Annotated in this window: 12 protein-coding genes and 1 tRNA gene; 8 read left to right on the forward strand and 5 right to left on the reverse strand. The window is 53.4% G+C overall.

What is annotated here, in order from left to right; translation table 11 throughout:
* Positions 1 to 3: 3 nt before the first annotated feature.
* Positions 4 to 1,245 carry a quinone oxidoreductase family protein gene (locus tag DYD62_RS15905; protein WP_308418352.1) on the reverse strand — a complete coding sequence of 414 codons (1,242 nt, stop codon included), beginning with the start codon at positions 1,243 to 1,245 and terminating at the stop codon, positions 4 to 6.
* On the opposite strand from DYD62_RS15905, the gene metH reads away from it, so the two are divergent.
* On the forward strand, positions 1,244 to 4,993 hold the full coding sequence (gene metH, locus DYD62_RS15910; RefSeq protein WP_115228424.1) for a methionine synthase: 3,750 nt from the start codon (positions 1,244 to 1,246) through the stop codon (positions 4,991 to 4,993). The genes DYD62_RS15905 and metH overlap by 2 nt on opposite strands.
* 157 nt (positions 4,994 to 5,150) lie before the next feature.
* Complete coding sequence (bluB, locus tag DYD62_RS15915; protein WP_115228425.1) at positions 5,151 to 5,825, forward strand: 5,6-dimethylbenzimidazole synthase; 675 nt, start codon at positions 5,151 to 5,153, stop codon at positions 5,823 to 5,825.
* Between the two features lie 141 nt (positions 5,826 to 5,966).
* Here bluB and DYD62_RS15920 read toward each other — a convergent pair.
* Positions 5,967 to 6,043: transfer RNA gene (locus DYD62_RS15920), tRNA-Gln, on the reverse strand.
* Positions 6,044 to 6,306: 263 nt separating this feature from the next.
* Between DYD62_RS15920 and DYD62_RS15925 the strand changes: the two genes are divergently transcribed.
* Together DYD62_RS15925 and DYD62_RS15930 are read left to right on the forward strand one after the other, a co-directional pair.
* Complete coding sequence (locus DYD62_RS15925) at positions 6,307 to 6,807, forward strand: DUF6841 family protein (RefSeq protein ID WP_115228426.1); 501 nt, start codon at positions 6,307 to 6,309, stop codon at positions 6,805 to 6,807.
* Positions 6,808 to 6,872: 65 nt separating this feature from the next.
* The gene (locus DYD62_RS15930; protein ID WP_172476518.1) at positions 6,873 to 7,217 is read left to right on the forward strand and encodes a DUF1289 domain-containing protein; all 345 of its coding nucleotides are present in this window, start codon (positions 6,873 to 6,875) and stop codon (positions 7,215 to 7,217) included.
* Here the strand turns inward: DYD62_RS15930 and DYD62_RS15935 are convergent.
* Both DYD62_RS15935 and DYD62_RS15940 read right to left on the reverse strand, forming a co-directional pair.
* Positions 7,195 to 7,875 (reverse strand): 4'-phosphopantetheinyl transferase family protein, encoded by a 681-nt coding sequence (locus DYD62_RS15935; RefSeq protein ID WP_115228427.1) that lies wholly within the window; start codon positions 7,873 to 7,875, stop codon positions 7,195 to 7,197. The two genes, DYD62_RS15930 and DYD62_RS15935, sit on opposite strands and share 23 nt — an antisense overlap.
* Before the next feature lie 12 nt (positions 7,876 to 7,887).
* Positions 7,888 to 8,673 (reverse strand): 2,3-dihydro-2,3-dihydroxybenzoate dehydrogenase, encoded by a 786-nt coding sequence (locus DYD62_RS15940; RefSeq protein WP_115228428.1) that lies wholly within the window; start codon positions 8,671 to 8,673, stop codon positions 7,888 to 7,890.
* Positions 8,674 to 8,852: 179 nt separating this feature from the next.
* Here DYD62_RS15940 and fepB point away from each other — a divergent pair, with 179 nt between their 5' ends.
* Positions 8,853 to 9,836: a Fe2+-enterobactin ABC transporter substrate-binding protein gene (gene fepB / locus DYD62_RS15945; protein ID WP_233702957.1), complete on the forward strand. Its 984-nt coding sequence runs from the start codon at positions 8,853 to 8,855 to the stop codon at positions 9,834 to 9,836.
* A 45-nt stretch (positions 9,837 to 9,881) separates the two neighbouring features.
* On the opposite strand, the gene entS is transcribed toward fepB, so the two are convergent.
* Positions 9,882 to 11,165: an enterobactin transporter EntS gene (entS, locus tag DYD62_RS15950; protein WP_115228909.1), complete on the reverse strand. Its 1,284-nt coding sequence runs from the start codon at positions 11,163 to 11,165 to the stop codon at positions 9,882 to 9,884.
* A gap of 114 nt (positions 11,166 to 11,279) precedes the next feature.
* Between entS and fepD the strand changes: the two genes are divergently transcribed.
* The 3 genes from fepD to DYD62_RS15965 are packed head-to-tail and all read left to right on the forward strand — an operon-like array spanning position 11,280 to position 14,145.
* A complete protein-coding gene (fepD, locus tag DYD62_RS15955; protein WP_115228429.1) occupies positions 11,280 to 12,296 on the forward strand; it encodes a Fe(3+)-siderophore ABC transporter permease in 1,017 nt (338 codons plus the stop codon).
* Positions 12,293 to 13,327: an iron-enterobactin ABC transporter permease gene (fepG, locus tag DYD62_RS15960; protein ID WP_233702958.1), complete on the forward strand. Its 1,035-nt coding sequence runs from the start codon at positions 12,293 to 12,295 to the stop codon at positions 13,325 to 13,327. Before fepD ends, fepG begins: the two co-directional genes overlap by 4 nt.
* The gene (locus DYD62_RS15965) at positions 13,324 to 14,145 is read left to right on the forward strand and encodes an ABC transporter ATP-binding protein (protein WP_115228430.1); all 822 of its coding nucleotides are present in this window, start codon (positions 13,324 to 13,326) and stop codon (positions 14,143 to 14,145) included. Before fepG ends, DYD62_RS15965 begins: the two co-directional genes overlap by 4 nt.
* Positions 14,146 to 14,159 lie beyond the last annotated feature (14 nt).

Below are 14,159 nucleotides of genomic sequence, written 5' to 3' on the forward strand. Positions count from 1 at the left end.
ATTTTAAGGCCGTAATAAGGTAGAGCCTTGCGTTTTACGCAGCGCTAAATCCTGATGAGCCTGTGCGGCATCTGCTAATGCGTAGCTCTGGCCAACTTCCGGCTTCAGTAAGCCACGACGCACGGCATGGAAATAATCTGCTGCTGTATTCACCAGCTCGGCTCTTGTTGAGGTGTAATGTCCCAGTGTAGGACGTGTAAAAAAAAGCGAACCTTTTTGAGCCAGAATAGCGGGCTCAAAAGCAGGTACAGGCCCGGATGCATTACCAAAACTCACCAGCATGCCGCGTACGGCCAGGCAATCCAGTGATCCTGCAAACGTATCTGCCCCTACTCCGTCATACACCACAGAAACGCCCTTGCCACCTGTTATTTCACGCACCTGCTCAGAAAAGTGCTCGTAACCAATAATATGATCGCAATAGGTGCGTGCAATCTTTGCTTTTTCTTCAGAACCCACCGTACCGATCACAGTCGCGCCCAGCTCCCGCGCCCACTGGCAGGCCAGCTGCCCCACACCACCGGCAGCAGCATGAAATAAAATAGTTTGCCCTACATGCACAGGAAAAGTTTTCTTAAGCAAATATTGTGCGGTCATTCCCCGCAGCAGGGTTCCTGCCGCAATATCATCACTTACCCCAGCCGGAACATGAACCAGTTTATCTGCCGGCATAAGCCGGTGCACGGCGTAAGCCCCAAGCGCGCCGCCTGCATAAGCGACCCTGTCACCAGGCTTAAATTCAGTCACACCCGCACCAATCGCCTCGACCACACCACACGCTTCCACGCCTAAACCAGAAGGCAGGCTGAGCGGATATAAGCCCGAACGATGATAGGTATCAATGAAATTAACGCCAATTGCAGTTTGTTTCAGCAAGACCTCCCCTGCCTGAGGCGCTGCTACTGAGGAAGTTTCAAGCTGCATAACGCTGCTATCACCATGCTGATGGATACGAATCACCTGAGTTTGCATCACTTTTCCTTTGAAGAGAGAAAGCTGACAAAATAATCCAGCTAAAAACAAACAAGCAAAAGACAAACCATAGCGCGAGTGCAAGCTTACCGCACCGGAATTAATTGAAATTACGATGGCCGAATGCAAATTAATAAGCTGACCTACTGCAAAAACCTTAAAAAGTGTAAAAAGCCCATCATCACGTAAAAGCCCTTCCAAGCAGGCCAAAAACCTGGCCTTACCATGGTAAAATTGCCAGCTTTGTATTAAGCCCAGATTGGACACGCTCATGACCCGCCACCAGAGTCTTCATTCAGAACTACATAACCAGCTCAAACAGCGCATTCTGATTTTAGACGGCGGCATGGGTACGATGATTCAGGCTTACGATTTGCAAGAAGCCGATTATCGTGGGGTACGCTTTGCTGACTGGGCTTGCGATGTAAAAGGCAATAACGATTTGCTGGTGCTAAGCCAGCCACAAATTATTCAAGAAATCCATCAGGCTTACCTAGATGCGGGCGCGGATATTATCGAGACCAATAGCTTTAACGGCACCTCGATTGCCATGGCCGATTACGAGATGGAAAGCCTGGTTTGGGAGCTCAACTTTGCCGCTGCCAAGCTGGTCAAAGACCTGTGCGTGGCACAAACCGCCAAAACCCCCAATAAGCCGCGCTACTGTGCAGGTGTTTTAGGCCCAACCAACCGCACCTGCTCGATTAGCCCCGATGTGAACGATCCGGGCTATCGCAATGTCACCTTTGATGCGCTAGTTGAAAGCTATTTAGAAGCAATTGATGGCCTAGTGAAAGGCGGCGCAGATATCCTGCTGGTGGAAACGATTTTCGACACTCTGAATGCCAAAGCCGCGGTGTTCGCGATTAAACAGTATTTCCGCAAAAATAATATCGCCAAACAAGATCAATTACCGGTGATGGTTTCCGGCACCATTACCGACCAATCTGGCCGCACCTTAACCGGCCAGACCACCGAAGCGTTTTACAACAGCCTGCGCCACTCAGACGCCATCAGCTACGGGCTGAACTGTGCGCTGGGGCCAGATTTGCTGCGCCAGTATGTTGAAGAAATGAGCCGGATTTCTGAAAGCTTTGTTTCAGTCCATGCCAATGCGGGCTTACCGAATGCTTTTGGTGGCTACGACTTAGACCCGGCCATGATGGCCGAATCGATTAAAGAATGGGCCGAATCTGGCCTGATCAATATCGTCGGCGGCTGTTGCGGGACCACGCCAGCACACATCGCTGCCATGTATCAGGCGGTAAAAGATCTGCCACCGCGCGCCCTGCCAGAGATCGAAGCCAAATGCCGCCTCTCTGGCCTTGAGCCATTCAATATTGGCGACAACGATTTATTTGTAAACGTGGGTGAGCGCACCAACGTCACCGGCTCCAAAGCCTTTGCCCGCTTAATTTTAAACGGTGATTATCCACAGGCTCTGGTGGTGGCGCGTCAGCAGGTAGAAAACGGCGCACAAGTCATCGACATTAATATGGACGAGGGCATGCTGGACGCCAATAAGGCCATGGTCACCTTCCTGAACCTGATCGCTGCCGAGCCAGATATCTCGCGCGTGCCGATTATGATCGACTCATCCAAATGGGATGTGATCGAAGCGGGACTGAAATGCGTGCAGGGCAAGTGCATTGTTAACTCAATCTCGATGAAAGAAGGCGTTGAAGCCTTTAAACATCACGCCCGCTTAGTCAAAGACTACGGTGCAGCCGTGATCGTCATGGCCTTTGATGAAGTGGGTCAGGCCGATACCTACGCCCGTAAAGTGGAAATCTGCGAAAAAAGCTACCGCATTCTGGTCGATGAAGTGGGCATGGATCCGGCCGATATTATTTTCGACCCCAATATCTTTGCTGTAGCCACGGGTATTGAAGAGCACGCCCGCTATGGGCTGGACTTTATCGAAGCCACCGGCTGGATTCACCAGAATCTGCCGCATGCTAAGGTCAGCGGCGGCGTTTCCAATGTGTCCTTCTCCTTCCGTGGCAATAATAAGGTGCGCGAAGCCATCCACGCTGTCTTCCTCTATCACGCCATTAAGAAAGGCATGACCATGGGGATTGTGAACGCGGGTGCGCTGGAAGTTTACGAAGAAGTACCACGCGAATTACGCGATTTAATCGAAGATGTGGTGTTGATGTTGCCCGCTGGAAGCAGCGCCGGTGCACCACTCACCGAGGGCAATCTGGATGTGACAGAACGCCTGATCGAAATTGCCGAGCGCTTTAAAGGCGACGCAAATCAAGCCAAAGGCGAGGATTTAAGCTGGCGCAATGGCACGCTGCAAGACCGGATTACCCATGCGCTGGTACGCGGCAATACCACTTATATTCTAGAAGACACCGAGGAAGCACGCCTCGCGGTGGAGCGCCCAATTCATGTGATTGAAGGCGTACTCATGAACGGTATGAATCATGTGGGCGATCTATTTGGATCGGGCCAGATGTTTCTGCCGCAGGTGGTGAAATCCGCCCGCGTGATGAAAGCCGCCGTGGCGCACTTAGAGCCCTTTATTGAGGCAGAAAAAATCGCTATGGGCCTGCAGGATGCGCCAGCCAAAGGCAATATTGTGATGGCCACGGTGAAAGGCGATGTACACGATATCGGCAAGAATATTGTAGGCGTGGTTTTGCGCTGCAATAACTACAAGGTCACCGACCTTGGCGTAATGGTGCCTGCGCAAAAAATCCTCGATACCGCCAAAGAAATCGGCGCAGATATGATAGGCCTGTCTGGCCTGATTACCCCAAGCCTGGAAGAAATGAGCCATGTGGCCAAAGAAATGCAGCGCCAGGGCTTTGATATTCCGCTGCTAATTGGCGGCGCCACCACATCTAAAGTGCACACCGCCGTTAAAATTGAGCCGGGCTACGCCAATGGCCCTGTGGTGTACGTGCCGGACGCCAGCCGCGCCGTGGGGGTGTGCTCCAATTTATTAAGCGACGAGCTCAAGCCCGAGTTTATGCAAAAGCTGCGCGCCGAATACCAGAATATCCGCACCATTCATGAAAACAAAGGCAAGAGCAAGCTGCTGCCGATAGCCGCCGCCCGCGCCAATAAATTTGAAATAGACTGGACCAGCTACACCCCGCCCAAGCCTAAGCAGCTGGGCGTGATGCGCTTTGAAAAAGTGCCGCTGGCCGACATCGCCCCCTATATCGACTGGAGCCCTTTCTTTAACGCTTGGGAGCTGGCGGGTAAATACCCGCGCATTCTGACTGACGAAGTGGTTGGCGAAGCGGCAACGGCTCTGTTTGCCGATGCCCAGCTACTGCTGGCCAAAATGATAGAAGGCGAATGGGTGCAAGCCAATGGCGTGATTGGCCTCTTCCCGGCGAGCAGCGTGGAAGATGATATTGAAATTTATCACCCGGACAGCGGCGAAAAGCTAATGACTTGGCACAATTTGCGCCAGCAAAATGCCAAAGCTGCAGGCAAGCCTAACTGGTGCTTAGCTGACTTTATCGCCCCCAAAGACAGCGGCGTTAGCGACTATATCGGCGCATTTGCCGTCACCGGCGGGCTAAATATCGATGCCCATGTAGAGCGCTTCGAGAAGGCCGACGACGATTACAACGCCATTATGGTCAAAGCCCTTGCCGATCGTTTTGCCGAAGGCTTTGCCGAATATATGCACGAGAAAATCCGCAAAGAGCTATGGGGCTATGTGCCGGATGAAAACCTGCATGTGGATGACTTAACCGACGAAAAATACCAAGGCATCCGCCCCGCCCCCGGCTACCCCGCCTGCCCTGATCACACGCCTAAAACCGGCTTATTTAATCTGATCGACCCCGCCAGCATCGGTATGAGCCTCACCGAGGGCTACGCCATGCTGCCAACCGCAGCCGTCAGCGGCTTCTACTTCAGCCACCCACAAGCCCAATACTTTGCTGTGGGTAAAATCGAGAAGGATCAGGTAGAAAGCTATGCAGCGCGGCGCGGAGTAACGATTGAGCAAGCCGAGCGCGATTTAGCACCTAATTTGGGATATAACGCCTGATTTCCTAGGGTGGGCCTTGGTCTATGCTGGTGGGCGTAACCCGCCAGCAATCAATGGCAATCCCATTTCCTCCTTATGGCAAAAATCAAGCTTGCTTACCCTATGAGATACGCTTTACCTTAGCTACTCGCTACTTCATCCACCGCCCGGATTCCCCATGCCCAATTCCCATCGTTTTTCAGATTCCGAAATCGCCAGCCTGACCCGGCTGATGAGCCAGCGGCGGGATATTCGTCAGTTTAAAACTGGGCCATTGCCAGAGGGGCTGATGCCGCGCTTAATTGAGGCGGCACAAATGGCCCCTTCGGTGGGCTTTATGCAGCCCTGGCGCTTTCTGCATATCACCGACGATGCATTACGTGTGCAGGTGCATGCGCTGGTAGATGCCGAGCGCGAGCGCACCTCGGCAGCGCTGCCCAGCCGCCAGCAAGAATTTATGAAGCTCAAAGTAGATGGCTTAGCAGAATGCGCCGAAGTATTGGTGGTGGCTTTAATGGATGGGCGCGAGAAACACATTTTTGGCCGCCGCACCCTGCCCGAAATGGATTTGGCTTCTGCATCCTGCGCCATCCAAAATATGTGGCTGTTAGCACGGGCCGAAGGGATTGGAATGGGCTGGGTATCGATCTTTGAACCGGAAGATCTTGCGCGGCTGTTAAAGATGCCGGAAGGCGCAAAGCCGATTGCCATTCTTTGCTTGGGGCAAGTTGAAGCCTTCCCAGAAAAACCCACGTTGGAGCGCCTAGGCTGGGGCTGCCGCTTGGAGCAGGAGCAAATCTTTTTTGAAAATAGCTGGCCGGAAGGCGATCACAGCACGCCGATCACTTATTGAGCACGGCTGTCTCAAGCCGCTCTCAACTTTCCAAATCGATGATTACCCTGCTGGATCCCCGAAAAAACATTCGGGGATGACGCTAGGTCAATTGCTAAGTACAGACGTAAAAAAAGCCGCTTACGCGGCTTAATTTGCTCTTGGCAGGGGAAGAAGGATTCGAACCTTCGCATGTCGGAATCAAAATCCGATGCCTTAACCAACTTGGCGACTCCCCTGAAGAGATCGGCATACTACATGAAGAATTTTGTTTTGGGAAGCTTTTAACAAAAATTTGTAAGCCACCCGGTAAAAACCGGTCTTTCAGCCACCTCTGCGGGCCCGTTTATAGTGCACTGCGGGCCCAATCCATGGTCATTAAAGCGGGATATTATCCAGAAAGCCACAGTAAGGCTTTCTACTTACTTTCTTGTTTTCATTGCAATACTTTCCCTATACCATTGGCATTAATAATCTTGATGGGACTAAGTCTTGGTGCAGCATGGATGAAACAGAAGATCTGGAAGTATTCTTTGAGGTTTTTTCCAAAGTCTACGCAAAGCTGGATGTAGATGGCGTAACGGATATGTTTTGCCTGCCGTTTTTTTCCTTAATCAATGGGGAAAAAACCGACTGGCCCAAGCTAGAAGAGCTCTATCACACTACATGCATATTATTCGACTGGTATAAAAATCAGGGCTTTCACAACGCACGCTACACCATCGTCAGCATGCTGAAAATTACGCCCACGCTGGCCACTGCCAGGCTGCGCTGGCGGGTACTGCTCACCGATGGCAGCCCTTGGGAATATTGCACCAGCTATCAGCTCAAGCGAATTGACGGTGAGTGGAAAATGGCAGGCGTGATTCAGTTTGAAGAAAAAACCTCCAACACCCCACCGCCGCCCTTGGTTGCCGCAGAAAATGCACTGCATTTTTTGGCCGATCTGTCTGAAAGCGAAGCGCATCAGCTCAAGAATGTGTATTTCGACTTAGAGCAATAAAAAAGGATTTTGCTGAAGATCAGAGCTTGGCTGGTAAAATCGTCATTTGCCCGCCTGATCTGATCATGTCTGAAACCCCTATTCCCTCGCCATGCATTGGCCAGTGCAAACTGGACGACGCTCAAACCTGCACGGGTTGCCGCCGTACATTGGACGAGATTCGCCTCTGGTCTGCAGCAACAGATGCAGAAAAAACCATCATCTGGCAACGCTTGCTTGCCCTGCCTTTAATTGTAAAAAACAAGCAATGTCAGCGCTGCGGCTCAGAATTCGGCTGTGGTAGCGGCGGGCAGAATGGGGGATGCTGGTGCATGGATTTCCCGCCGGTGTTATCGCCATCCGGCTCATCGGGTGATTGCTTTTGCCCTGAATGCCTTGCTCAAGTCATCAGGGAGAGCGGCCTGAGCTAAGAGGCCAATCCTTCACCAGTAATTCCTGAGCTGTATAGCTGCGGCGGCTGACTAAGGCCGCCAAAGCCTCTGTACCCACATCCAAATCATAAAGATGCCAAAGGGTGTTTTCACCATCGCAATGAATCATTGCCCGCATGCACTGCTTGTCCCCCTGCGGCAGCACCACTTGCGACATGGGTAAATGCAAACCCCGCCCAAATGCCTTGAGCACCGCTTCTTTGCGCACCCACAGCTTTAAGGCCTGTGCAGCGCTTAAGGACTGAGTCATTTTCCGCAGCTCTGCAGGGCTTTGGAAATCGCTAAACCAATCCGGATCAGTGTCATTATTTTGCAGCTCGATATCTATTCCCAAAGGCCCTTGGGGCTGCAAGGCAATCAGCGCAATCCCCCCGCTGTGGCTTAATGAAAATGCCGGGCCATGATGCAAAAATGGCTTACACCATGAATTATGCTGATAGCAGATATCGGCCGGTAAACAGTCCAGCTCACTGGCCAGAACAGCGCGTAAAGCAATATGTGCAGCCGCATAACGGTTCGCATCAAGCGCTCTGCGCAGGCTCTGCCAGCGCTGATACTCCTGCTGATCCAGCGCAGCCAGCCCTAGCTCGCTCAGCCAGCCCGCATCATCCAGATAGACACGCCAGATCTTCAGCACATATTTTTCCGGTTAAATACCCAGCGTCGCCCCGCCATCCACACACAAATTATGCATGGTGATATGGCGGGCACCGGGCGAGAGTAAAAAGAGCACCGATGCGGCAATATCCTCCGCATCCGCAATCCGCCCCAGCGGAATACCCGTGCGATAGCCAGGCAAAGAGCCCGCTATCACTTTTTGCACATCGCTTTCATCCTGCCAAAGCTGGCGCTGCATGGCCGTATCAGTAGAGCCGGGGGAGACAATATTACAACGTATGCCGTATTCAGCCAGCTCCAGCCCTAGGCACTTGGTAAAATGCCCCACCGCTGCTTTAGATGCGGCATAGGCCGCCATTTGCAGCCGTGGCACTTCAGCCGCATTTGATCCTACCGTAACAATCGCGCCGCTGCGGCGCGGGATCATACATTGCGCGACGGCTCTGGATAAATAGAAAGGGCCATGCGTATTCACCGCAAAGGTGTTTTCCCAATCTTCATCACTCATCGTGCTGATGGCCGACATATGCAATATGCCTGCGGCATTCACCAGCACAGCAACAGGCCCCAGCTCAGCTTCAATCTGCCCAACCACCTCGCTAATCCGGCTGCTGCTGCGCATATCCACAGAATAAGCATGCACCGCCAGGCCTTCAAGTCGATATTGCAAAGCCACTGCCTGTAAGCGCTCAGCCTGAATATCCAGTGCTGCAACGATCGCACCCTGGCGGCTTAAAGCCTGCACAACGGCCGCACCAATCCCCTGAGCGGCTCCGGTCACGATGGCGACTTTTCCACGATAAAGCTGATCTTGCATAAGAGGGCTTTCCTTGTTGTTTTTTGATGGCACAAGACACATTTCAGGCCATCTGAATCAATATTTTAATACGAATAATTATTATTCGTATTAAAATAATTAACAAGGCTGTAAGCGCCAGCTCCATTTACAGGCTCTTTCCCCTGCCGCCAGCAAAAACCACACAAGTGAGTCATTCTGTGAATACAAAACACGGCCTTCTGGCCTTTATGCTTATTGGCGCGGCCCTGCTTGCAGGCTGCGATTCCGGCTCAAAAACAACCGCAGCCGAAACGCAGACCAGCGGCTGGCCACGCACTTTCGACACGCCTCAGGGCAAGCTCACTATCAAGGCCCCGCCTCAGCGGATTGTATCCACCAGTGTGACGCTTACCGGCACGCTACTCACCATTAATGCCCCTGTAGTTGGTAGCGGCACTGGCGCGGTGAACACCGTAACCTCAGATGAGCAGGGGTTTTTCCGCCAATGGGCGCATATTGCAAAAGAGCGCAAAGTAGAGCCGCTTTACCATGGCGAGCCCAATGCCGAAACGATTGCTGCAGCCAATCCTGATCTGATTATTGTGTCTGCAACCGGCGGCGATTCTGCCCGTAAAATTTATGATCAGCTCAGCCAGATTGCCCCAACCGTGATCATTCATTATGACGATAAAGACTGGCAAGCCATTGCCACCCAGCTGGGGGCCATTACCGGGCACGAGCAAGATGCAGCAGCCGCAATCAAAGACTTCAGCAGCAAGCTCAGTGCCACAAAACAAAAAATCCATCTCCCGCCCCAGCCCGTAAACGCTATGGTTTACTACGAAGATAACTCTGGCGCCAATGTCTGGACTGCAAACTCCGCACAAGGGCGGCTATTGCTGGACCTAGGCTTTACGCTTGCGACTATTCCGGATGCAGCCAAAGGCGATACCAGCATGGGCATACGCAAGGACTTCACCCAGCTGACAGGTGAAAAATTCTCTGCAGGGCTGCAGGGCAAAACCATGCTGCTGTTTACCGCAGATGATTCAACCGTAGCCAAAGTCAAAAATAATAAGTTTCTGCAACAAAATCTGGCCATATCCGGCAATCGCGTTTATGCCGTAGGCCTAGATACTTTTCGCATGGATTACTACAGCGCCAGCAATATGCTGAAGCGGGTTGAGCAGCACTTTAAGTAAACAGCAGCCTGGCTGACGTATTCAGGCAGCCAGGCAAACATTGCTTTAATGAGCCGCCTCAGATACCGCATCTAGCAGTGGTGGCTCAGCCTCTGGCGGGGGATTCTGCAAGCGCCGCAATCCACTAAACCCAAGCCCCAGCATGGCCCCGGCCAGCGCAACGCCACCCGCAAAAGAGCACACCGCCAGCAGTGGCGCAAATGCACGGGCCAAAGCCCCCAGCCCCAAAGCCCCTGCTGAATCCCCCACCACATCCTGAGCACTCCACAGGCTGTTTATCCGCCCCAGCAAATGATCCGGCGTGTGCTGCTGCACTAAGGTGAACTGCAATAAAGAGCTGATCGAGCCCAGATAACCAAAAACAACAAGCGCCACCAGGCCCGATGGCAGGTGAGTCATCAGGCCAAACACAATAATCGCCAGCGCAGCAGCAATCACCGCAGTAATCAGTAACAAGCCAGGCCGCTGTACCCGCGCCACCCAGCCACTGGTAAATGCACCCGTCATCGCGCCCAGCGGCACCGCCGAATACATCAGGCCCACTTCAAAAGCACCACCGCCATACACAGCCAGAGCCAGCACCGGAAACATCACCCGCACCGAGCTTAATAATGTTTGCAAAGTGCCCATCACTACCACAGCCCCAACCACAGGGCTTTGCTGCAAAAAGCGCACACCATCGGCCAAAGCACGCAAGGGATGCTGAGGCTGGCCCGCAGCCGCTTTCATGGAAGGCAAACGCAGCAAAGGAATTAATGTGCACAAAGTGCCAAGCCCTGCCAGCAGGTAGTTCCAGCTCACCCCTGCCGAAGCAATCACCACACCAGCAAGGGCCGGGGACAAAATCGCCCCCAAACGAACGGTCAGCATGCTTAATGCGCCTGCCGCCGGTAGATTTTCACGCCCAACCAGCGCCGGAATACTCGCCATCAGGGCCGTGATTCCCAGTGCCCCAAAAAACCCATCCCAAACCGCAACCAGATAGAGTGCCAGCAGCGAGGGAGCTGAAATAAAGCTGTTCAAAGCCAGCACTAAAAAGCCAATACCGCACAGACTGCGGGCCATCAGGATCAGCTTGCGCCTGTCGTAGCGATCGGCCAGCACACCGCCACACATCAGCCCTACAAACATCCCTACACCATCTAATGCCACCGCCATCCCTACATGCAATGCCGAGCCGGTCAGCGCATGGATTTGCACCGGCACTGCCACGGTAAGCATGCCTAGTGACAGCACAGAAATTAAACGCGCTATAAAAACAGACCGAAAGTTTGAATTATTTTTAAGCAGACTGAAATCAACAAAAATGGACGATCCGGGTTTACTCATAAGAAATCCAAAAAAGAGAAAGAATCGGGAGCACCGCAAGGCGAAATCTGTCACCAGCTTGACGGCTATGGTATCATCAAGCATCAAAATGAATATGATTAACATTCTCATTTAATGCTTAATTCTGCTACGCCCGCGCCTCTTCCCCTGCTAAAAACCCGCTCCCGATATGCCTTAGCGTTTATCTTGCTCTGCATTTTTGTGGTGCTTAGCCTGACCATGGGGGCCAAACCCATCCCGCTGGCTGTGGTTTACGACAGCTTTTTTGGCACAGCCCAACATCCAGACAGCATTATTGTGCTGGAGAGCAGGCTGCCCAGAACGCTGCTTGGCCTGTTTGCCGGAGCCGCACTGGGCCTCGCCGGTGCGCTGATCCAGGCACTGACGCGTAATCCACTGGCAGATCCCGGCTTGCTTGGGGTGAACGCCGGGGCCAGCTTTGCAGTGGTGCTTGCCGTCGCGCTATTTAATATCCAGCAGCCTGCCTCCTTTGTTGGCTTTGCCTGCGCGGGCGCATTAATTACTACACTTCTGGTGTATTTCATTGGTGTCTGGGGTGTCGGCCGGCTAGACCCCAGCCGCTTTATTCTGGCTGGCGTGGCGATTGGCGCGGTCATGCACGGTATTTCTTCGGGGCTGGTACTGTTTAACCCCATGGCCTTTGATCGTATCCGCTACTGGAATGCAGGTACTCTGGATGTACGCAATCTGAATCTGGTACTGATGATCTTACCTGCCATGATCACTGGCAGCGTATTAGCACTCTTATTAGCAAGGCCTCTGAATGCGCTCAGCATGGGCGCAGAATTATCTATAACACTGGGTACCCGGCCCTGGATCACGCAGGCCTTCAGTATTTTGGCCATTACCCTGCTCACAGGTGCCACCACGGCCATTGCAGGGCCAATTGGTTTTGTCGGCTTGATGATCCCGCAGGTGGCGCGCTGGTTGGTTGGCCCTGATCAGCGGCGGATCTTGCCACTGACTATTTTACTTGCCCCCATTTTGCTGCTCGGTGCCGATATGGTGGGCCGACTGCTGGTGCCCGGCGAGCTGCGAGTATCAATTGTTACCGCCTTTGTGGGGGCTCCAATGCTGATCTGGCTGGCCCGCAAGCAGGTGCGCACATGATGGCGCGCCGCACTATCCTCATTGGCAGGCCGGATGGAGCCATCAGCCTCCGCCTCAATTTTGCCGGGCTGCGCCTTGCCTTGATCCTTGCGCTGGCCTGCCTGCTGCTGGGAGTGATGGCCTTAAAGCTGGGTGCATTATCGTTTTCAAACGCAGAAGTCTTTGCCGCACTCAAAGGTGAAGGCAGCAGCCGTGCCATGATTGTGATCAACCAATGGCGACTGCCACGCGTATTTATGGCGCTGGTGATTGGCGCAGCATTAGGCATGAGCGGGGCCATCTTTCAATCGCTGGTACGCAACCCGCTGGGCAGCCCCGATGTCATTGGATTTGGCACAGGCGCACATACCGGTGCGCTGATTACCATTATTGTTTTAAACGGCGGCTATCTGCAGATTGCTACCGGTGCCATTATTGGCGGGCTGCTAACGGCGCTCCTCGTATATTTACTGGCATGGCGGCAAGGCATACACGGCTTCAGACTGATTATTACTGGGATTGCCGTCAGCGCCATGCTGGCGGCCTTTAATACCTGGCTCAGCATTACTGGCAGCCTAGAAGCGGCCATGAGTGTGGCGCTGTGGGCAGCCGGATCGCTCAATGGCATGTCATGGGCCAAAGGCCTGCCTGCTGCTGCGTTTTGCCTCTGCTGTATGCTGCTGGCCCTGCTGCTTGGCCGCAGGATGCAGCTATTAGAAATGGGCGACGATAGCGCCAGTGCATTAGGCATCCCTGCCGAGCGCACCCGACTACAGCTAATGGCGCTCGGCGTGGCCCTGATTGCCGCAGCCACCGCCGCCACCGGGCCCATTGCCTTTATTGCCCTTGTTGCACCGCAGATTGTGAAACGGATAAGCAACACGGCAACGCTGTATCTTTCGGCCTTAATGGGCGCGCTGCTGCTGCTCTTGGCGGATATCACCGCGCAACATTTATTCTTCCCCCAACAATTTCCGGTAGGCGTTATCACGGTGAGTATTGGCGGGGTTTATCTGATTTGGCTCTTACTCTGTGAAGCAAAACGCATATGACCGCAATGCTAACCCAAACCGCCCCCGCCGCCAGCCGCTTAAAGGGTGAAAATCTGCAGCTGGGCTACGGGCAGCGCATCATTTGCGAGCAGCTTGATCTACAGATCAGCGATGGCGCTTTTACCGTCATTATCGGCCCCAATGGCTGTGGCAAATCAACGCTGCTGCGTAGCCTAGCAAGGCTAATCAAACCCTCCACAGGGCAAATCAGCCTCGATGGCAAAGATATCCACTGCTACCCAGCTAAATTTGTCGCCACACAACTTGGCCTGCTGCCGCAATCTTCCACCGCGCCCGAAGGCATTTGTGTGGCCGATCTCGTTGCCCGTGGCCGCTACCCGCATCAAAGCCTGCTGCGTCAATGGAGCCGCAGCGACGAAGACGCCGTAGCCAGCGCCATGCAAGCCACAGGCATCACTGAGCTTGCCGGGCAAAATGTAGACGCGCTCTCTGGCGGGCAAAGGCAACGCGTTTGGGTGGCGATGGCACTAGCCCAGCAAACCTCCATTTTGCTGCTGGATGAGCCCACCACCTATCTGGATATTGCCCACCAGATTGAGCTGCTGGAGCTGTTTCGCACCCTGAATGAGCAAGGCCGCACCCTAGTGGCGGTATTACACGATCTGAACCACGCCTGCCGCTACGCCAGCCAGTTGATCGTGATGAAAGAAGGGCAAATTGTCGCCACAGGCACGCCCCGCCAGATCATGACACCCGAGCTGGTAGAAAACGTCTTTGGGCTGCCCTGCCTGATTATCGACGACCCGGTCAGCCACACCCCAATGATTATCCCGCGTGGCAGGCCACATTTACGCTGATTAAACCGAGACAA

Source organism: Iodobacter fluviatilis (assembly GCF_900451195.1).
Taxonomy (GTDB): domain Bacteria; phylum Pseudomonadota; class Gammaproteobacteria; order Burkholderiales; family Chitinibacteraceae; genus Iodobacter; species Iodobacter fluviatilis.